We start from the raw sequence: 19667 nt of genomic DNA, 5'->3' as shown, positions 1-19667 counted from the left end.
GCTTCATGTCTGATCTTCCCCGGAAGGCGGTCACCCGCACCGCGAAGCTGGCCACGCTGCCACTGGGCTTCGCAGGCCGGGCCACCTGGGGTCTGGGCAAGCGGATCGGCGGCAAGTCGGCCGAGATCGTCACCCGGGAGCTCCAGCAGCGCACGGCGGACCAGCTCTTCAAGGTCCTCGGGGAGCTGAAGGGCGGCGCGATGAAGTTCGGGCAGGCCCTCTCGGTCTTCGAGTCGGCGCTGCCCGAGGAGATCGCCGGGCCCTACCGGGCGGCGCTCACCAAGCTCCAGGAAGCGGCGCCGCCGATGCCGACGCACACGGTGCACGCGGTGCTGGCGGAGCGGCTGGGCGAGGAGTGGCGGGAGCTGTTCCTGGAGTTCGAGGAGAAGCCCTCGGCCGCCGCGTCGATCGGCCAGGTGCACCGGGCGGTGTGGCACGACGGGCGCCAGGTCGCGGTGAAGGTGCAGTACCCGGGGGCCGGGGAGGCACTGCTCTCCGATCTGACGCAGCTCAGCCGCTTCGCGCGGCTGCTGGGGCCGCTGATCCCGGGGATGGACATCAAGCCGCTGATCACCGAATTGCGGGACCGGGTCTCCGAGGAGCTGGACTACGCCCTGGAGGCGGAGGCGCAGCGGGCGCACGCGGTGGAGTTCGCGGACGATCCGGACGTGGTGGTGCCGGAGGTGGTGCATCAGGGCGAACAGGTCCTGGTGACCGAGTGGATGGACGGGGTTCCGCTGGCGGAGGTGATCTCGGACGGCACGCCCGAGCAGCAGGACCGGGCGGGCCAGCTCCTGGCGCGGTTCCTCTTCTCGGGCCCGGCGCGTACGGGGCTGCTGCACGCCGACCCGCACCCGGGGAACTTCCGGCTGCTGCCACCGGCGGACACCGGGGAGTCGCGGGACGAGGAGTCGCGGGACGAGGAGGAGGCGCGGGAGGGCGCGTACCGGCTGGGGGTGCTGGACTTCGGGACGGTGGACCGGCTGCCGGGCGGGCTGCCCGGGATCATCGGTGAGGCGCTGCGGCTGACGCTGGAGGGCGACGCCGAGGCGGTGTACGAGCTGCTGCGCGAGGAGGGGTTCGTCAAGGAGTCCATCGATCTCGACCCGGACGCCGTGCTGGAGTATCTGCTGCCGATCATCGAGCCGGCCGCGGTGGAGGAGTTCACCTTCACCCGGAGCTGGATTCGTACACAGGCGGCGCGGATCGCCGACCCTCGGTCGCCCGCCCATCAGTTGGGCAAGCAGCTCAATCTGCCGCCGTCGTATCTGCTGATCCACCGCGTCACGCTGAGCACGATCGGGGTGCTCTGCCAGCTCAACGCGACGGTACGGCTCAGGGACGAGCTGGAGGGGTGGCTGTCCGGATTCCTGCCCGAACCGGCCCCGGACTCGGAGCCGGACGCCGATTCGCTTCCGGACCCGGTTCCCGACGCGGGTCCGGTGGAGGCGGCGGTGGACGCGGGAGCCTGAGCGTCATGGCCCGCGTCACCACCAGCTCGGGTCGAGTCTGCTCTCGATCGCCGCGATGTGCGCGCGGCAGCAGTCGTCGCAGAGATAGGAGCGGCTGCCGTCGTCGATGGCGCAGCTCCAGGTCGGTGGCGGGGCTTCGGCCGTGACGCCGCAGCGGGCGCAGACCGCCTTCTCGGCGTTCTCGGCACCCGGCGGTTCGAAACTCGGCACGGGCCGACGATAACCCCGCCGGGTGCCCCGGCGCAGGACAACGCACGGAGCGGGGGCCGGTCCCTCAGGACCGACCCCCTTGTGTGCGTCCGTTGTGTCCGACGCCTACTGCATGACGGCCATGGCCAGCGCGCGGCGCGCGCGCATCGACACGCGCTCGGCACGACGCTGCATACGCCGCGCGGTGACCAGGCGCACGGCCCGGCGTTCCGCGTTGGCCTCACGCATACGTTCGTTCATATGCGCGCGAGCCAGGGCTTCTGGAATGAGTTGCATCTCGCGGGTCCTGTTCTGACGCGAGTCGTTCGCGCCCATGGTGGTGACAACTGGGGTGGCGGAGCCGGAGGGCTCGCTCAGGGAAGAGGTCATCGGAGCCTGCTTCTGGGGATCGTGCGTGAAGGGACGGTCGATGGTGCCGACGGTGTTCATGCCGTGACCGGGTTCTTGCGCGGACGGCCACGCGGCCGCTTGCGGGCCACGACGACCCCCTGGACGAAGAGTTCGCCACCCCAGACACCCCACGGCTCGCGCCGCTCCTTGGCGCCGGCGAGGCAGGCCTCGATCAGCGGGCAGGTGCCGCAGAGGGCCTTCGCGTACTCGACGTCGGCCGGGGACTCGGCGAAGAAGACCTCCGGGTCGTAGGCACGGCAGGGAACGGGTACGCCGAGGTTCTCGATGGCGTCGTCGAGCGCGGTGAGCGCGGTCAGCGGGGTCAAGGTGGAGTCCTCCGTGGGGACGGGCGGGGAGATCGCTTCGGAAGGCGGTACGGACGGGGCGTGCGCTTCGAGTTGCACGGGTTTTGTTCCTCGTCTGGTCGGTCCGGCCTGTTTGGCCAGTTGTCGGCTGGTACCGGGTGGTGCGTGTCCCGAGGCCCCTTCGCTCCGGCTGTCCCGTTCGGGACAAACAGAAGGGCCGCGGATCCCGGGTGGGGTTCCGCGGCCCTGAAGGCGCCGGCCTGATCGTCGATCAGGCTGGATCACTCCAGGGTTCGAGCCCACGGAAGGCCCACATCAGGTGATGCTGCGTCTGCTGCTTCGTTGCGGCACCGGTCGCCGCAGAGGCATAGGCATTGCCTGCTGCTGCTACTCCTGCTTCCGGTGCCTTGGTCGGTCGCTCATCGCGGACCATGACGGGCCGCTCACGGGTCAGCAGACCCGAGAGACCGGCGGGCTTGACGGCGGAGGCGCCGGGCAGTCCACTGGCGATGAGTTCGGTACGGGAGAAGCCGAGCGAGCAGGCGGAGACGACCGAGAGATCGGTCATTTTGACGGTGCTGATGGAGCTGACGTTGATGCTGATCACTGGAATCGCCTCCTCTCGGCGTCTCAAGGACAGGTCCAAAGACCCGTCATACGTATTGTGGGCACGTACTGCTTGACAAGTAGAGCACGGGGACCGGGCTTCGGAGAAGCCCGCCGTTCCGTGGTTAAGAACCTATGGGGATTCCCCGCGCGGGCGCAAACTATTTTTTCGACGAGTTTGCCTCAGTCGTCTCCGTCCTCGCCCACACCTTCCTCACCTGCGCAGATGGCCAGTACATCGGCTCCGAAGCGATCCAGTTTCCGGATCCCGACCCCGGAGATGCCCGTCAGCTCGCCCGCGCTGCCCGGCACGGCCTCCGCGATCGCCATCAGCGTCTTGTCGGTGAACACGCACCACGCGGGCTGACTGATCCGCCGGGCCTGCCCGGCGCGCCAGTCCAGCAGCCGCTCATACAGCCCCTCGTCCATGTCGGAGGGGCACTCCTCGCAGCGCATGAGCTTCATCTCACCGGCGTCCGTGAGGGTCCTGCCGCACACCCGGCAGCGGGCCGGGCCCCGCCGCTTGCGCCGAGTGGCGCCGCCGGCCGCGTCGCCGGTGGCACCGCCCCGCTCGACGGAGCCGCCCGCGGCCGTGCCCGCGCCACGGGCCCCGGGGGCCGTGGAGCCCGGACGCAGCCCGTTCAGGAAGCGGGTCACCCGCCGGGAGGCCCGGCCCCCCGGAGAGCGCGAGAGCGCCCAGGAGAGGTGGAGATGGAGCCGCGCACGGGTGACCCCGACATAGAGCAGCCGCCGCTCCTCCTCGATCTGCTCGTCCGTCTTGGCGTAGGTGATCGGCATCATCCCTTCGGTGAGGCCGACCAGGAACACCGCGTCCCACTCCAGGCCCTTGGCGGCGTGCAGCGAGGCGAGCGTGACGCCCTGCACCGTGGGGGCGTGCTGGGCGGCGGCGCGCTCGTCCAGCTCGGTGACAAGATCGGCGAGCGTCGCCGACGGCTTGGCCCGGACGAAGTCCTCGGCGAGCCGCACGAGCGCGGCCAGCGACTCCCAGCGGTCCCGGACCGCGCCCGACCCGGCCGGGGGCTCGGTGGTCCACCCCTTGGTGGAGAGCACGGCCCGCACCTGCGAGGGCAGCTCCACCACATCGTCCAGCAGCGAGTCGTTGGACCCGAAGCGCGCGGCTCCGCGCAGGGCGGCGCCCGCCTCCCGTACCTCCTGGCGCTCGAAGAACCGCTCGGCGCCCCGGAGCTGGTACGGCACGCCCGCGTCGGCGAAGGCCTGTTCGTACACCTCCGACTGCGCGTTGATGCGGTACAGCACCGCGATCTCGCCGGCCGGGATGCCCGCGGCGATCAGATCGCGGATCCTGCGGGCGGTGCCCTCGGCCTCGGCCGGTTCGTCCGCGTACTCCGTGCAGAGCGGCTCGGGGCCGGGGTCGCGCTGCGAGATCAGCTCCAGGCGGTGTTCGGCGGCCCGGCCGCGCGCCTGGCCCAGCAGGCCGTTGGCGAGATGGACGACCTGCGGGGTTGAGCGGTAGTCGCGGACGAGCTTGACCACCGTGGCGCTCGGGTGCCGGGTACGGAAGTTGAGCAGATGGTCTGGGGTGGCGCCGGTGAAGGAGTAGATCGTCTGGCTGGCGTCCCCGACGACGCAGAGGTCGTCCCGGTCGCCGAGCCAGAGGTCGAGCAGCCGCTGCTGGAGCGGGCTCACGTCCTGGTACTCGTCCACCACGAAGTGCTGGTACTGGCGGCGGACCTGGTCCGCGATGTCGTGCCGGTCCTGGAGGACGCCGACCGTGAGGAGCAGGACGTCCTCGAAGTCGATCACCGACCGCTCGCGTTTGAGCTGCTCGTACATCCCGTAGATCTGGCCGATCTCGGCCGCGTCGCGCGGGGCGTCGCGGTGGGACTTGGCGACGGCGGCCGGATAGTCGGCGGGCACGGTCTGGGTGACCTTCGCCCACTCGATCTCGCCGGTGACGTCCCGCAGCTCGTTGCGGTCGAGCCGGACCCGGCAGCGGGCCGCGGCCTCGGCGACGAGCTGGACCTTGCGGTCGAGCAGGCGCGGCAGCGTGCCGCCGACGGCCTTGGGCCAGAAGAACTGGAGCTGGCGCAGCGCCGCCGCGTGGAACGTCCGCGCCTGCACGCCGCCCGCGCCGAGCTGCCGCAGCCGTCCGCGCATCTCGCCCGCGGCGCGGTTGGTGAACGTGACGGCCAGCACGCTGGCGGGCTGGAGTATGCCCGCGCGCACCCCGTACGCGATCCGGTGGGTGATCGCGCGCGTCTTGCCCGTGCCGGCCCCGGCCAGCACGCACACCGGGCCGTGCAGGGCCGTCGCGACCTCGCGCTGCTCGGGGTCGAGCCCGTCGAGCACCGCGTCGGCGTCGCGCGGCGGTGCCACGATCTGGCCGCCGTCGGATTCCCGCGGGAACAGTGGGGAGTGCGTTGCTGCTGTCACCCCGCCATGCTGCCAGGTCCCCCGGGGCGGGTGCGGCGGTTGTCCACAGGGGCGCCGCATCGGTCCTACCAGTCGTACCGACCGACTGCGGGAAACGTGACGAGAAGGGCGCCGGGGGCGATGGCGGGAATGGTCGCCGGGTCCGTTACGTTCAGGAGTTTGCGGGCGACGTACCGGTACGACGGGCGACGCATCCAGCGAGACAGAGGAGTGCGAGAGACCATGCCGGGCACTGTGACGATGTACAGCACCACGTGGTGCGGATACTGCCGTCGGCTCAAGGGCCAGATGGACCGCGAGGGCATCACGTACACGGAGATCAACATCGAGCACGACCCGGAGTCGGCGGCGTTCGTCGAGAAGGCGAACGGTGGCAACCAGACGGTGCCCACGGTTCTCTTCCCCGACGGTTCGACGCTGACGAACCCCTCGCTGGCGCAGGTCAAGCAGAAGGTCGGCGCCTGACGGCCCCTCCTGTGGGGAGGTGCCTCGAAACCCCCGTCACCCCCGTCGGACCCGGTCCGGCGGGGGTTTCGTCGTCCGTCAGTTCAGCGGCTTCGGGAGCGGCTTGCCGTACCAGAGCTCCACCAGCCGCGCGGCGATCGAGATGCCCAGCGGGGGCAGGATCTCGCCCGTCTCGATCGCGGTGCGCAGGTCCTCGCGGGAGAACCAGCGCGCCTCCTCGATCTCCTCGCCGTCCACCGTGATCTCCGACGAGGTGGCGCGGGCCATGAAGCCCAGCATCAGGCTCGACGGGAAGGGCCACGGCTGGCTGGCGATGTACTCGACCTCGCCGACCGTGACACCCGCCTCCTCGAAGACCTCGCGGGCCACCGACTGCTCGATCGACTCGCCGGGCTCGACGAAGCCGGCGAGCGTGGAGAACCGGCCCTCGGGCCAGTGCACCTGGCGGCCCAGGAGCGCGCGGTCCTCCTCGTCCGTGACCAGCATGATCACCGCGGGGTCGGTACGCGGGTAGTGCTCGGCGCCGCACGCCTGGCAGCGCCGGATGTGGCCGGCCGCGGCGATCACCGTACGTTCGCCGCAGCGGGAGCAGAAGCGGTGCAGCCGCTGCCAGTTCTCCAGCGCCACGGCGTGCACCATCAGCCCCGCGTCGCGCGCCGAGAGCAGTACGCCGGCCTCGCGCAGCCCCGCGGGCCGCGCCGACTGGTCCATCCGCCCGGGGAGCGAGTCCTTCTGGAGCGCGAAGTAGCGCACTCCGGCCTCGTCCGTGCCGAGGAAGTAGCGGTGGGTCTCGGTGAGGGGTGCCTCGAACGCCGGGGTCATGACCAGTTCGGTCCGCCCGTCGGGGGTGTCGTCGATCAGCACCTGGCCGCCGGACACCACGAAGACCCTGGTCGTCGGGTGGCTCCAGGCCGCCGCAAGCCACGCCTCGTCGAGACGGTGGTGCGCCGCGCGGTCGATGCCGCTGTGCGCGGTCAGGCCGATGGGCTGGTGTGCGGTGGCGTCACTGCTGATGGTGCTCACAGGTTCTTTCTACTCCCCCGGGGTGATGTGGGTGTCTGGTCAGCGGAGTGGTCGGTGGGCTGGTGGACGGCGTGGCGGGTGCGGGGCTCATGGGGTCATGGGGGGCGTGGGGTCAGCTCCGGGTGGCGGCGAGGTCGCCCCACAGGTAGGCGGTGGTCTCCACGCCCTTGAGGAGCAGGTCGATCTCGACCTTCTCGTTGGGCGCGTGCCAGCCGTCCGACGGAACGGAGATACCCAGGAACAGTACGGGTGCGCCCAGCACGTCCTGGAGATCGGCGGCCGGTCCCGAGCCGCCCTCGCGCGTGAAGCGGACCTTCTGCCCGAAGGCGCGGGTCATGGCCCGGACGACCGACTGGAGCGCGGGATGGTCCAGCGGGGTCAGACAGGGGCGGGTGTCCGCGCCGAAGCTGATCTTGTGCCGGATCCCGGCCGGGATCCTGGCCTCCGCCCAGGTTCTGACGGCACGCTCCACCTGGTCCGGGTCCTGCCCGGCGACCAGCCGGAACGAGAGCTTGAGGTGGGCGGAGGACGGGATGATCGTCTTGCCGCCGGGGCCCTGGTAGCCGCCGCCGATGCCGTTGACCTCCGCGGTGGGGCGGGCCCAGACGCGCTCCAGGGTGGAGTAGCCGGCCTCGCCGAGGGTGCCGTGGGACGCGGCCGTGCGCAGCCACTCCGTCTCGTCGAAGGGCAGCTCGGCGATGAGGGCGCGCTCGGCGTCGGTGAGCGCGGCGACGCCGTCGTAGAAGCCGGGGACCGTGACGCGTTCGTCCTCGTCGTGCAGCGCCGCGACGAGGCGGGCGGCGACGGTGGCCGGGTTGGGGACGGCGCCGCCGAAGGAGCCGGAGTGGATGTCCTGGTCGGGGCCGTACAGCTCTATCTCGCAGTCGGCGAGGCCGCGCATGCCGGTGCAGACGGTCGGGGTGTCCTCGGACCACATGCCGGTGTCCGAGACGATCACCACATCGGCGGCGAGGCGCTCGGCATGCCGCTCGGTGAGGGCGCGGAAGTGCGGGGAGCCCGACTCCTCCTCGCCCTCGATCAGCAGCTTCAGATGGACGGCCGGGGTGGCGCGGCCGGTGGCGGCGAGGTGGGCGCGCACGCCGAGTGTGTGGAAGAACACCTGGCCCTTGTCGTCGGCGGCACCGCGCCCGTACATCCTGCCGTCCCGTACGACCGGGTCGAAGGGGTCGGTGAGCCAGCCGTCCTCGCGGGCCGCGGGCTGGACGTCGTGGTGGCCGTAGACCAGCACGGTCGGGGCCTCCGGGTCCTCGGAGGGCCACTCGGCGAAGACGGCGGGGGCGCCGGGTGTGTCCCAGATCTCGGTGACCGGGAAGCCGGTCTCCTTGAGTTTGGCGGCGAGCCAGTCGGCACTGCGTCGCACGTCAGCGTCGTGGTCGGGGTGGGCGGACACGGAGGGGATGCGCAGCCAGTCGGCGAGGTCGTCGAGGAAGGCCGTGCGGTGGGTCTGGATGTACGTACGGACGACGCTGTCCGGCATGTCGCTCATGACGTCGAGCCTAACGGGCCCGGCGGGCTGTCTCGTCTGCCCGTTGCGAAGATCGCTCGTCCGTGGGTGTGTCGGGATCGCCGTAACCGCCTTCCGTGTCGTAAAGGGCGCCCGCGGTGAGGAGCCGTTCCAGCTCGGGGCGGCCGGGGAGCGGGGCGGGGCGGACGACCTCACCGGTCCGTACGTAGAGGAACGTGGCCGTCACGGCCTCGGGCGGAAGGCCGTGCTGCTCGGCCCACGCGAGGCGGTAGACGGCGAGCTGGAGGGGGTCGGCGGTACGGGTGCGGCCGGTCTTCCAGTCGACGATCTCGTACGTGTACGGGGCTGACGGGTCCGTACCCACATCTGTCTCGGTGTTGGTGCCGGTGTCGGTCACGGGGCGGCGGTAGACGGCGTCGATACGGCCGCGGATCACCCGGCCCGCGAGGGTGAGCTGGAACGGCTCTTCCACGCGGTAGGGCGTGCGCCGGGCGTACGGGGTGCGCTCGAAGGCCTCCTTGAGGGCGGCGAGGTCGCGTTCGTCCGCGATCTCCGGCTCGTCCTCGTGACCGCCGGGCAGCTCGTCCGGGCCGAGCATCGGGAGCGGCAGCTCCTCGAACCGCGACTCCACCCAGGCGTGGAACCGGGTGCCCCGGCGCGCGGCGGGCTGCGGGGGCCGGGGCATGGGCCGGGCCAGCTCCTGGGCGAAGGCGTCGGGGTCGGCGGCGAGGCGCAGAAGCTGGGAGGCGGAGAGCGACGGCGGTACGGGGACGTCGCGGACGGTGGCGCGGGCGCGGGCGAGTTCGCCCGCGAGGGCGTCGAGGTCACGGTCCCAGGAGGCGAGGGTACGGGCCTCCTCGGGGGTCGGGCCCTCCCCCGCCCCGCCCCTTCCCTGAACCGGGTGCCGGGGGGCCGGGACGGACGGCGCGGGTGCGGTGACGGGCGCGGGCGGGGGCGAGGCCGCAGGGTGCTCCTGGGGGCCTGGGGAGTCCGAGGTGTCCCAGGTGTCCCAGTCGGACAGGTCCGCCAGGTCGGACAGGTCGGACAGGTCGGGCCGATCCGGGTCGCCGGGGCCACCGGGATCGCCGGGGTCGAAAGAGTCGTCCCAGATCTCCGGGGCGTCGGGGTCGTCCGGAGCGTGCATGTCGTGCGGGTCGTCCCAGAGGTCCGGCGCCCCGGAGACGTCCCCCCGTACCGGCTCCGCCGGGGGCCCGGCCTCCTCGGTCCTCGCCCCGCTCCCGGAGCCGTGCTCCGTGTTCCGCAGCTCCTCCAGATACGCCAGTACCGTGTCCGCGGCCTCCCGGCGGCGGGTCAGGGACTGCGGGTCCAGAGGAAGCGGCCAGGGGTGCGGGGTGGTCTCGGCCGCGAGGGACGGGTTCTCCTCGGTCTCCTCCGGCTCGTCCGCCCATGCCTCGATCTCGCCGTACCCCGCCTCGCAGTGCGCGTACAAGGCGTGCAGGAAGTCCGACGGGCCCCTCGTCCGCTTCTGGGTGGGTCCCCACCAGTGGCCCGAGCCGAGCAGCAGGGAGCGCGGGCGGGTGAAGGTGACATAGCCGAGGCGCAGCTCTTCGGTGTGCTGATGCGCCTTCAGGTCCTCCTTGAAGGCCTTGATCCCCTTCGCGTCCCAGGAGGCGATCACCGGGAGCGTCGGCGCGTCCCCGCGCAGCGCGTGCGGAAGGACCTTCGGCTGAGCCGTCCAGGCTTCACGCGCCTTGGTGTTCGGGAACTGCCCGGTGACCAGCCCGGGGACGGCGACGACATCCCACTCCAGCCCCTTGGACTTGTGGGCGGTGAGCACCTTGACCGTGTTCTCGCCGCCGGGGAGCGCGTTGTCCAGGCCCTTCTCGTACTGCGCGGCCGTACGGAGGAACGCCAGGAAGGCCAGCAGTCCGGCCTCCCCGTCGAGCGCGGCGAAGGAGGCCGCCGTGTCGAGGAAGTTGCTCAGGGTCTCCCGGCGGCGGGCGGCCAGGGCGTGCGGGGACGCGGAGAGTTCGACTTCGAGGCCGGTGGTGGCCAGGACGCGGTGCAGCACGTCCATCAGCGGGTCGGCCAGGGAGCGGCGCAGGTCGCGCAGTTCGGTGGCGAGGCGGGCGAAGCGGACGCGGGCGGCGGCGGAGAAGGGCAGGTGGTCCGCCGGGGCTCCGGCCTGCTCCAGGAAGGTGTCGAGGGCGTCCGCGAGGGAGATCACCTCGGCGGGGTCCGTGCCCTCGACGGCCGCGGCCAGCCGCGCGTCGGTGTCGTCCGCGTCCCCCGCCGGGCCGCGGTGGACGAGGAGCCGGGCCCGGCGGCCGAGCAGCGCCAGGTCGCGCGGGCCGATGCGCCAGCGGGGGCCGGTGAGGAGGCGTACGAGCGAGGCGTTGGCGCCGGGGTCCTGGAGGACCTCGCACATGGCGACGAGGTCGGCCACCTCGGGCAGGTGCAGGAGCCCCGAGAGGCCGACGACCTCGACGGGGACGTCACGGGCCACCAGTGCGCCCTGGATCTCGGGGAAGTCCCCCGCCGTACGGCACAGCACGGCGATCTCGCCGGGTTCCTTGCCCGTACGGACGAGGTGGGCGATGGAGTCGGCGAGCCAGTCGATCTCCTCGGCGTGGGTCGGGAGCAGGGCGCAGCGTACGGAGCCGTCGCGTTCGGCGCCGGGTGCGGGGCGCAGCGCCTCGACGCCTTCGTGCATGGCGCGCAGGGGTTTCGCGAGGCCGTTGGCGAGGTCGAGGAGCCGGCCGCCGCTGCGGCGGTTCTCGCTGAGGGAGAAGCGGGCGGCGGGCGTGCCGTCGGCGTAGGGGAAGTGGGCCGGGAAGTCGTCGAGGTTGGCCACGGAGGCGCCGCGCCAGCCGTAGATCGCCTGGCAGGGGTCGCCGACGGCGGTCACGGCGTGTCCGGTGCCGCCGCCGAAGAGTCCGGAGAGCAGGAGCCGCTGGGCGACGGACGTGTCCTGGTACTCGTCGAGGAGGACGACCCGGAACTCGTCCCTGAGCAGGGCGCCGACCTCGGGGCGGGTGGTGGCGAGTTCGGCGGAGAGGGCGATCTGGTCGCCGAAGTCGAGGAGATCGCGGGCGCTCTTGGCGGCGCGGTAGCGCCCGACGAGGTCGAGCAGCTCGCGGCGGGCGACGGCGGCCTCGGGGACCTTGCGCAGATCGGCGTTGGAGAGCCTCACGCCGTCGAGGGCGCGCAGCAGTTCCGTGTCGTACGAGCCGAGCCGGCCCGGCGGGACGAGATGCTCCGCCAGTTCGGCGTCGAGGGCGAGCAGATCGCTGACCAGGGCGGGGAGCGTCTTGGTCAGGGCGGGGTACGGTCCCGGCGCCTCCCGCAGGACGCGGGCGGCGAGCTGGAAGCGGGTGGCGTCGGCGAGGAGCCGGGCGGTGGGCTCCAGCCCGATGCGCAGCCCGTGGTCGGTGAGCAGCCGGCCGGCGAAGGCGTGGTACGTGGAGATGCGCGGCTCGCCCGGGGGGTTGTCCGGGTCGATGACGTCCGGGTCGGTGACGCCGGCCCTGACGAGCGCCTTGCGGACGCGCTCCGCCAGTTCGCCCGCGGCCTTGTTGGTGAACGTGAGCCCGAGGACCTGCTCGGGCGCGACCTGTCCGCTGCCCACGAGCCACACCACCCGGGCGGCCATCACCGTCGTCTTCCCCGACCCGGCCCCGGCCACGATGACCTGCGGGGCGGGCGGCGCGGTGATGCAGGCCGTCTGCTCCGGGGTGAAGGGGATGCCGAGCAGCTCCTTGAGCTGCGCGGGATCGGTGAGATGTACGGACACCTCAGGAAGGCTATCCGGCACCACTGACAGCGGGCGGGGGCGGTCGCGGCGACCGGTGGCCAGCTGTCCAGTTGTCCGGCTGTCCGGCTGTCCGGCTGTCCAGTTGTCCGGCGTCCGTGACACGCACCCCCACGGCCCGGCGGCGGCTCATTCCACGACCTGACGGCCCTCCGGCTGCGCGCTGCACGAGGCGCGGAACGCGCAGTGGCCGCAGTGCTGGCCCGTGGTCGGCGTGAAGCGTTCGTCGAGTACGCGGCCCGCCGCCGTGGTGAGCAGTTCGCCGACCCACTCCCCCGTGAGCGGCTCCTGCGCCTGGATCCTGGGGAGCGCGTCGCCGCCTTCCTTCTTGGGCGCGGGCTGGCGGAGCTGGACGAGTTCGGCGCCGCCCGGTTCGGGGCGGTGACCGTCGAAGACCTCGTCCAGCGCGCCCTCGCGGACGGCGAGCTGGTAGACGGCGAGCTGGGGGTGGTGGGCGACCTCGTCCTTGGAAGGAGAGTGTTTGCCGGTCTTGAAGTCGACGACATAGGCCCGGCCCTGCGCGTCCTGTTCGACGCGGTCCATGGAGCCCCGGATCCGTACCTCGTAGGCGCCCGCCTCCAGGGTCACGTCGAAGCCGTGCTCGGTGGCGGCGGGGGTGCGTCCACCGCGGTCCGTGACATGCCAGCGTAGAAAGCGTTCGAGCGCCGCGCGCGCGTGCTCCTTCTCCTGGTGCGACTTCCAGGGCGCGTCGAAGGCGAGGGCGTCCCATACCGAGTCCAGGCGTTCCATGAGGACGGCGAGATCGGCGGGGGTACGGCCGGAGGCCACCTCGTCGGCCAGCACATGGACGACGTTGCCGAACCCCTGGGCGGCGGTGGCGGGCGCGTCCGCCTTCACCTCGCGGCCCAGGAACCACTGGAGGGCGCAGGTGTTCGCCAACTGGTCCAGGGCGCTCCCGGAGAGCGCGACGGGCTGCTCCCGGTCGCGCAGCGGGACGGCGCTGCGGGTCGGCTTGTACAGGCCCCACCAGCGGTGCGGGTGGGCTGCGGGGACGAGCGCCTGGCCCTCCTCGTCGCTGAGGGCGGCGAGCCGGGCGAGGCGGCGGGCCGCGGCGTCGCGCAGCCCCGGGGAGGCCGCCGGGTCGACGGTGGTGGCGCGCAGTTCGGCGACGAGCGGGGCGACGGCGAGCGGGCGGCGCGGCCGACCGGTGACGTCCCTGGGTTCGACGCCGAGTTCGGGGAGGAAGCGGGAGGGCTGGTCGCCGTCGTCGGCGGGCGCCTTGACGGCGGTGACGACGAGGCGGTCGCGGGCGCGGGTGGCCGCCACGTAGAAGAGGCGTCGCTCCTCCGTCAACAGGGCGCCCGGAGTCAGCGGTTCCGCGAGCCCGTCACGGCCGATCCTGTCGGCCTCCAGGAGCGAGCCACGGCGCCGCAGATCGGGCCACAGGCCCTCCTGTACGCCCGCGACGACCACAAGGCCCCATTCGAGCCCCTTGGAGCGGTGCGCGGTCATCAGGCGTACGGCGTCGGGGCGTACGGCACGGCGGCTGAGCGTGTCGGCGGCGATGTCCTGGGCGTCCAGTTCCTCCAGGAAGTTGAGCGTGCCCCGGCCGCCGGTGCGCTCCTCGGCGCGGGCGGCGGCGTCGAACAGGGCGCAGACGGCGTCGAGGTCCCGGTCGGCGTTGCGCCCGCCGGCGCCGCCGCGCAGGGCGGAGCGTTCGAGCCGCCCGGGCCAGGGCGTGCCGTCCCACAGCTCCCAGAGCGCCTCCTCGGCGGTCCCGCCACCGGCCAGCAGCTCGCGCGCCTTGCGGAGCAGCGCGCCGAGCCGCTGCGCGCCCCGGGCGTACGCGGGGTCGTGGGCCACCAGCCGCTCGGGTTCGGCGAGCGCGCGGGCGAGCAGCACGTCGGAGGCGGCCGGGATCCGGTTCCCGCCGGTCCGCTCCTCGTCGCGCAGGGCCCGGCCGAGGCGGCGCAGATCGGCGGCGTCCATGCCGCCGAGGGGCGAGGTGAGGAGGGTGAGCGCGGTCTCCACGTCGAGCCAGGTGGTGAGGGCGGTCTCGGGGTCGGCCTCGGGGTCGGGGGCCTCCGCGCCCGCCGCCTCCGGGGCGACCTCGGGGTCGGCCTCCGCCGCTGGCTCCCCCGCCGGCTCCCCCGGTGGCGTGATCGACGCCGTCGCCACCGCCCGCAGCGCCGTCAGCAGCGGCGCGACCGCCGGTTCGTGGCGCAGGGGGACGTCGTCGCCGTCGACCTCCAAGGGGACGCCCGCCGAGGTCAGGGCGCGGCGGATCGACGGGATCGTACGGCCTCCCGCGCGGACCAGGACCGCCATGTCGTGCCAGGGCACGCCGTCCTCCAGATGCGCGCGGCGCAGGATGTCGGCGATGTTCTCCAGCTCGGTCGACGGGGTCGGGAAGGTGTACGTCTCGACCCGGCCGCCCTCCCGTACCGCCGCCAGTTCCCGGTGGGCCCGTACCTTCTCGGCCGGCAACCGGTTCAGCGGCATACGGCGCGTCAGGAGGCGGGTGGCCGCCAGGAGGCCCGCGCCCGAGCGGCGGGACGTCGTCAGGACCTCGACCGGCGCCGGGGTGCCGTCCGTACGGGGAAAGGCGTACGGGAAGTCGAGGATGCCGTTCACATCGGCACCGCGAAAGGCGTAGATCGACTGGTCGGGATCGCCGAAGGCGACCAGCGTGCGCCCTCCGCCCGCCAGGGCGTGCAGCAGCCGTACCTGCGCCGGGTCGGTGTCCTGGTACTCGTCGACGAAGACCGCGTCGTACCGCTCCCGCAGCTTCTCCGCGACCTCCGGGCGCCGGGCGAGCAGGACCGCGCGGTGCACCAGTTCCGCGTAGTCGAGCACCCCCTGCATGTCCAGGACGTCCAGGTACTCGGCGAGGAAGGACGCGGCGGCCGACCAGTCGGGGCGGCCCGTACGGCGGGCGAAGACCGCCAGGGAACGCGGGCCGAGGCCTAGTTCACGGCTGCGGGCGAGCACCGCGCGCACCTCGTCGGCGAAGCCGCGCGTGGTCAGGCACGCGCGCAGCTCGTCGGGCCAGCGGACCCGCCCCCGGCCGTCGCGGGCCAGCTCGATCTCGCCGGCGAGGAGGTCCCGTACGGCGACGTCCTGCTCGGGCCCGGAGAGCAGCCGTAGCGGCTCCGTGAAGAGTTCGGCCTCCTGGTGCGCGCGGATCAGGGCGTAGCAGAACGAGTGGAAGGTGGTCGCCTGCGGGCCCCGTGCGCCGCCGAGCCGGACCGCCGTGCGGTCGCGCAGCTCCACCGCGGCCTTGCGGCTGAAGGTGAGCACCAGCATCCGCTCGGGGTCGGCGCCCCGGGCGACGCGCTCGGCCACCGACTCCACCAGCGTCGTCGTCTTGCCGGTGCCGGGGCCCGCCAGCACCAGCAGCGGCCCCGTCCGGTGGTCAACCACGGCGCGCTGCGCTGCGTCCAGGACAGGGGGGTCCACCGGCACGGGCGGCGTACGCAGCAGCCGGTACGCGCCGGTGGGGCGCTGACGTTCCCGGCGGTGCGGGGTACGTCCGGTGGAAGAGGAGGAGCTCACGTGGTTCGCCGGTCCTGGAGGGGGTGCTGATGGTGACGGGGCTGGCCCGCGCGCGCGGAACGCGGGGGACGCGTGGAGCGCACGGAACGCGTGGAGCGCACGGAACGCGTCCCGCCGACGCTACGCCGTCCGGCGGCCCGGACGCGTACGGTCCGGCGTGGCGTCCGTCGCAGGGACCGTCGCGGGGACCCTCGGCGGGGTGTCCGTCGCAGGCACCGCTTCCGCCGCTGCCGCCCCTCGGTGCGGCGCCCTCCCGTACGCCCTCGTGTACGCACTCCCGTACGCCCTCGCGTACTCCGGCGCGTCATCCGTACGGCGGGAGGTCGGTACGCCGGATCGCCCGCCGTACGGCCCGATGGCGGAAGCTGTCATCTGTGAGTCACATCGTCCGTGCCCGGCCCCGGGGCCTCGCCGTCCCATCGCGCCCGCCTCATGTCCAGGCGCGGCACATGGCCCTCGGCGCTCCGCGCGGCCTCACGCAGCGGGGTGCCCTCCTCGCGGTAGTGGTCCAGGGCGCGCAGTTCGTGCCCCGGCAGCAGCACTCCGTCGGACCGGACCACCCGCCACCAGGGCACCGCGGAGCCGTAGAGCGCCATGGCCCGGCCCACCTGACGCGGTCCGCCGTCGCCGAGCCATTCGGCGACATCCCCGTACGTCATGACCCGGCCGGGCGGGATCAGCTCGGCGACGTCCAGCACCCGCTCCGCGTAGTCCGGCAGCTCGGACGGTCCTGGCAGGTCAGACGGCTCGGGCAGGTTCGGCGGCTGGGCTCCCTCGGGCTCCTTGCTCCTCATTCGGCCCATCCTGCCGCACGCCACCGACATCGACGGCGCCCTGGTCCCACGCGTCGGATGCCCCCGCATTGCACCCTGATGCCCCCCTCTGTCGGATGCTCGTGCCACCATCATCCGGGCGGTGACTGGTGATACGAGATCAAGAAGAGACGGATTCGGCAGAGGAGGGGGCCGTGCAGCCTCCGGCGACGGCGCACACCTCCGGCGCTGAGCCGCGCCCGGACGCCGACGGGTCCCCGTCCACCGGCCCGGACAGCAGCCCGGACACCGGCCCGGACAGCGGAGCCGAGGAGCACCCCGTGAGCGGCGCCGGCCGCAGCGACGGTGACGGCGAGGGCAAGGGTGACGGTGACAGCGGCGCCACCCGGGCCGACCGGGTCTCCGGCGACGAGCCGCTGCTCGCCGCCCGCGTCCACCGCCCCTCCGACCTGCTGCGGCTGCTCATCGGCGTGCTGGCCATCGCCCTCGTCCTCGGTCTCTCCGCCTTCGCCCACGGCACCACCTCCGGCCTGGAACAGGACATCAGCAAGGGCACGGGCCAGGCCCCCGATCTGATCGTCAAGCTGGCCGGGCTGGTCTCCAGCATCGCCGTGCTGCTCGTCCCTGTCGCGTTCGCGATCGAGCGGCTGATCAAACGGGACGGGCTGCGTATCGCGGACGGTGTCCTCGCCGCCGTACTGGCGCACGGCGTCACCCTCGCCACCGACCTCTGGGTCGCCAGAGCCGCGCCCGAGTCGATCACGGACGCCCTGACGCGGCCCCAGCTCGGCGCGGGGCTCACCGACCCCGTTCACGGCTACCTCGCCCCCGTCATCGCCTACATGACGGCCGTGGGGATGGCCCGCAGACCCCGCTGGCGGGTGGTCCTGTGGGTGGTGCTGCTGCTCGACGCCTTCGCGATGCTGGTCGCCGGGTACACCACACCGTTTTCGATCATTCTGACCGTACTGATCGGCTGGACCGTCGCGTACGGCACCCTCTACGCGGTCGGTTCGCCCAACGTACGGCCGACCGGGCAGAACCTGATGGCGGGTCTGCGCCATGTCGGCTTCCGTCCCGTGAACGCGATGCGCGCCGAGGACGCCGCCGACGCCGCCGAACAGGGCGACCGGGGCCGGCGCTATCTGGTCAGCCTGGAGGACGGCCCGCCCCTCGACGTCACCGTCGTCGACCGCGAGCAGCAGGCGCAGGGCTTCTTCTACCGGGCCTGGCGCCGGCTCACACTGCGCTCCATCACCACCCGCAGATCCATCCCCTCCCTGCGTCAGGCCCTCGAACAGGAGGCGCTGCTCGCGTACGCGGCCATCGCCGCCGGGGCCAACGCGCCCAAGCTGATCGCCACCTCCGAGCTGGGGCCGGACGCCGTCATGCTCGTGTACGAGCACCTGGGCGGCCGGTCGCTGGACTCGCTGCCGGACGAGGAGATCACCGACGAGCTGGTAAGGGAGGCGTGGCGGCAGGTCAAGGCGCTCCAGTCGCGGCGTATCGCGCACCGCAGGCTCACCGGGGACGCCCTGCTGGTGGACCGTTCCGGCCAGGTCATCCTGACGGAGCTGCGCGGCGGCGAGATCGCGGCGGGCGATCTGGTGCTGCGGATGGACACCGCCCAGATGCTCACCACCATGGGGCTGCGCGTGGGCGCGGAGCGCTCCGTCGCCGCGGCGGTGGAGGTGCTCGGTCCTGACGCGATCGCCGACTGTCTGCCGCTGCTCCAGCCGATCGCGCTGAGCCGCTCCTCCCGCGCGACGCTGCGCAGGCTCGCCCGTGAGCGGTCGCAGCGCGAGCGCGAGGCGGTGCTCGCGGCCTCCGAGACGAACAAGCGCGCCAAGGCGGCGGAGACGGCCGCCATCGACGGCGGCGCCGACCGCAAGGCCGTACGGAAGTCTCTGCGCGCCGAGAAGCAGGCGGAGAAGCGGGCCATAGACGAGGCGCTGGACGAGGCCCGCGAGGAGGATCTGCTCTCCCAGATGCGGCAGCAGGTGCTGCTGATCAGACCGCAGGCGCCGGTCGAACCGGTCCGGCTCGAACGGATCAAGCCGCGGACGCTCCTCAGCTTCATCGCGGGGGCCGTCGCCGGGTACTTCCTGCTCACGCAGCTCACCCAGGTGGACTTCTCCACCGTGGTGAGCGAGGCGCACTGGGGGTGGGTGCTCGCGGCGCTGGCGTTCTCGGCGCTCAGCTATGTGGCGGCGGCGATGAGCCTGCTCGGCTTCGTACCGGAGCGGGTGCCATTCAGGCGTACGGTCGCCGCGCAGGTCGCCGGGTCCTTCGTGAAGATCGTGGCTCCGGCGGCGGTCGGCGGGGTGGCGCTGAACACCCGCTTCCTCCAGCGCGCGGGGGTACGGCCGGGGCTGGCCGTGGCGAGCGTCGGCGCGTCCCAGCTCTTCGGGCTCGGGGCGCACATCCTGCTGCTGCTCTCCTTCGGCTACCTCACCGGTACGGAGAAGACGGCCTCGCTCACCCCCTCCAGGACGGTGATCGCGGGGCTGCTGACGGTCGCCGTTCTGGTCCTGGTGGTGACCGCGATCCCGTTCCTGCGGAAGTTCGTGGTGACGCGGCTGCGCTCGCTGTTCGCCGGGGTGGTGCCGCGCATGCTGGACGTGCTCCAGCGGCCGATGAAGCTGCTCACCGGCATCGGCGGCATGCTGCTGCTGACGGGCGTGTTCGTGATGTGCCTGGACGCCTCGATCCGGGCGTTCGACAACGGCAACCAGCAGCTCAGCTACGCGAGCATCGCGGTGGTCTTCCTGGCGGGCAACGCGCTGGGCTCGGCGGCGCCCACCCCGGGCGGGGTCGGCGCGGTCGAGGGCGCGCTGACGCTGGGTCTGCTGGCGGTCGGCCTGCCCAAGGAGGTGGCGGCGCCCGCGGTGCTGCTGTTCCGGCTGCTGACGCTCTGGCTGCCGGTGCTGCCGGGGTGGCTGAGCTTCAGCCACCTCACGCGCAAGGGCGCCCTGTAGGAGGCGGGGGTTTGACGGACTCCACGGCGCCCCCGCCGCCCGTTGTCACGTGCCCACCGCCCGTGTCCTCCGACAACGAAGTTGGATCGTCTGCCACTGAAGTCGGACTGATGAGGCGGTCGTCGTGGCGAGTCGTTCCTTGAGGGATTACGCAGCGAGCCTCAGCCGCGTGACCGAATCGCCGACACCGCTTACAGCCGGAGCCGGGTCAGGTCGGGTCGGGTCGGGTCGGGTACAAGGAGCGCACACCCCGCGC

General features: G+C 72.8%; 13 protein-coding genes. 3 read left to right on the top strand and 10 right to left on the bottom strand.

Annotation, left to right across the window (positions count from 1 at the left end):
* Nucleotides 1-5 precede the first annotated feature (5 nt).
* Nucleotides 6-1472, top strand: coding sequence for an ABC1 kinase family protein (locus ACIBJC_RS16305; RefSeq protein WP_399292576.1), 1467 nt, complete (start codon nucleotides 6-8; stop codon nucleotides 1470-1472).
* A 15-nt stretch (nucleotides 1473-1487) separates the two neighbouring features.
* On the opposite strand, the gene ACIBJC_RS16300 is transcribed toward ACIBJC_RS16305, so the two are convergent.
* The 5 genes from ACIBJC_RS16300 to ACIBJC_RS16280 form a co-directional block, all read right to left on the bottom strand.
* Nucleotides 1488-1682 carry a hypothetical protein gene (locus ACIBJC_RS16300; RefSeq protein WP_399292575.1) on the bottom strand — a complete coding sequence of 65 codons (195 nt, stop codon included), beginning with the start codon at nucleotides 1680-1682 and terminating at the stop codon, nucleotides 1488-1490.
* Between the two features lie 105 nt (nucleotides 1683-1787).
* On the bottom strand, nucleotides 1788-2111 hold the full coding sequence (locus ACIBJC_RS16295; RefSeq protein ID WP_399292574.1) for a hypothetical protein: 324 nt from the start codon (nucleotides 2109-2111) through the stop codon (nucleotides 1788-1790).
* The gene (locus tag ACIBJC_RS16290) at nucleotides 2108-2476 is read right to left on the bottom strand and encodes a WhiB family transcriptional regulator (protein WP_384847670.1); all 369 of its coding nucleotides are present in this window, start codon (nucleotides 2474-2476) and stop codon (nucleotides 2108-2110) included. The genes ACIBJC_RS16295 and ACIBJC_RS16290 overlap by 4 nt, the downstream gene beginning before the upstream one ends.
* Nucleotides 2477-2648: 172 nt before the next feature.
* Nucleotides 2649-2984: a hypothetical protein gene (locus ACIBJC_RS16285; protein WP_399292573.1), complete on the bottom strand. Its 336-nt coding sequence runs from the start codon at nucleotides 2982-2984 to the stop codon at nucleotides 2649-2651.
* Between the two features lie 182 nt (nucleotides 2985-3166).
* The gene (locus ACIBJC_RS16280) at nucleotides 3167-5458 is read right to left on the bottom strand and encodes an ATP-dependent DNA helicase UvrD2 (RefSeq protein ID WP_399292572.1); all 2292 of its coding nucleotides are present in this window, start codon (nucleotides 5456-5458) and stop codon (nucleotides 3167-3169) included.
* Nucleotides 5459-5620: 162 nt separating this feature from the next.
* Between ACIBJC_RS16280 and ACIBJC_RS16275 the strand changes: the two genes are divergently transcribed.
* Nucleotides 5621-5863, top strand: coding sequence for a mycoredoxin (locus tag ACIBJC_RS16275; RefSeq protein WP_399292571.1), 243 nt, complete (start codon nucleotides 5621-5623; stop codon nucleotides 5861-5863).
* A 78-nt stretch (nucleotides 5864-5941) separates the two neighbouring features.
* On the opposite strand, the gene nudC is transcribed toward ACIBJC_RS16275, so the two are convergent.
* From nudC to ACIBJC_RS16250, 5 genes are all read right to left on the bottom strand, one after another.
* The gene (gene nudC, locus ACIBJC_RS16270) at nucleotides 5942-6886 is read right to left on the bottom strand and encodes an NAD(+) diphosphatase (RefSeq protein WP_329829257.1); all 945 of its coding nucleotides are present in this window, start codon (nucleotides 6884-6886) and stop codon (nucleotides 5942-5944) included.
* 112 nt (nucleotides 6887-6998) lie between these two features.
* A complete protein-coding gene (locus ACIBJC_RS16265; protein ID WP_399292570.1) occupies nucleotides 6999-8393 on the bottom strand; it encodes a dipeptidase in 1395 nt (464 codons plus the stop codon).
* A 10-nt stretch (nucleotides 8394-8403) separates the two neighbouring features.
* Complete coding sequence (locus ACIBJC_RS16260; protein ID WP_399292569.1) at nucleotides 8404-12126, bottom strand: UvrD-helicase domain-containing protein; 3723 nt, start codon at nucleotides 12124-12126, stop codon at nucleotides 8404-8406.
* Between the two features lie 147 nt (nucleotides 12127-12273).
* Entirely contained in the window at nucleotides 12274-15660 is a 3387-nt protein-coding gene (locus tag ACIBJC_RS16255; protein WP_399292568.1) for an ATP-dependent helicase, read from the bottom strand.
* Between the two features lie 368 nt (nucleotides 15661-16028).
* A complete protein-coding gene (locus ACIBJC_RS16250) occupies nucleotides 16029-16454 on the bottom strand; it encodes an MGMT family protein (protein ID WP_399292567.1) in 426 nt (141 codons plus the stop codon).
* A gap of 173 nt (nucleotides 16455-16627) precedes the next feature.
* Here ACIBJC_RS16250 and ACIBJC_RS16245 point away from each other — a divergent pair, with 173 nt between their 5' ends.
* A complete protein-coding gene (locus tag ACIBJC_RS16245; protein WP_399292566.1) occupies nucleotides 16628-19411 on the top strand; it encodes a lysylphosphatidylglycerol synthase domain-containing protein in 2784 nt (927 codons plus the stop codon).
* Nucleotides 19412-19667: the final 256 nt, after the last annotated feature.

This window comes from Streptomyces sp. NPDC050509 (assembly GCF_044457965.1).
Lineage (GTDB): Bacteria > Actinomycetota > Actinomycetes > Streptomycetales > Streptomycetaceae > Streptomyces.
Note: the sequence above shows the minus strand (reverse complement) of the source record. Positions and strands in the feature narration are given on the sequence as shown.

Coding starts and splice junctions, on each gene's coding strand:
- ACIBJC_RS16305 (WP_399292576.1), top strand. CDS start 6: ATGTCTGATCTTCCCCGGAAGGCGGTCACCCGCACCGCGAAGCTGGCC.
- ACIBJC_RS16275 (WP_399292571.1), top strand. CDS start 5,621: ATGCCGGGCACTGTGACGATGTACAGCACCACGTGGTGCGGATACTGC.
- ACIBJC_RS16265 (WP_399292570.1), bottom strand. CDS start 8,393: ATGAGCGACATGCCGGACAGCGTCGTCCGTACGTACATCCAGACCCAC.
- ACIBJC_RS16250 (WP_399292567.1), bottom strand. CDS start 16,454: ATGAGGAGCAAGGAGCCCGAGGGAGCCCAGCCGCCGAACCTGCCCGAG.
- ACIBJC_RS16280 (WP_399292572.1), bottom strand. CDS start 5,458: ATGCGGCGCCCCTGTGGACAACCGCCGCACCCGCCCCGGGGGACCTGG.
- ACIBJC_RS16295 (WP_399292574.1), bottom strand. CDS start 2,111: ATGAACACCGTCGGCACCATCGACCGTCCCTTCACGCACGATCCCCAG.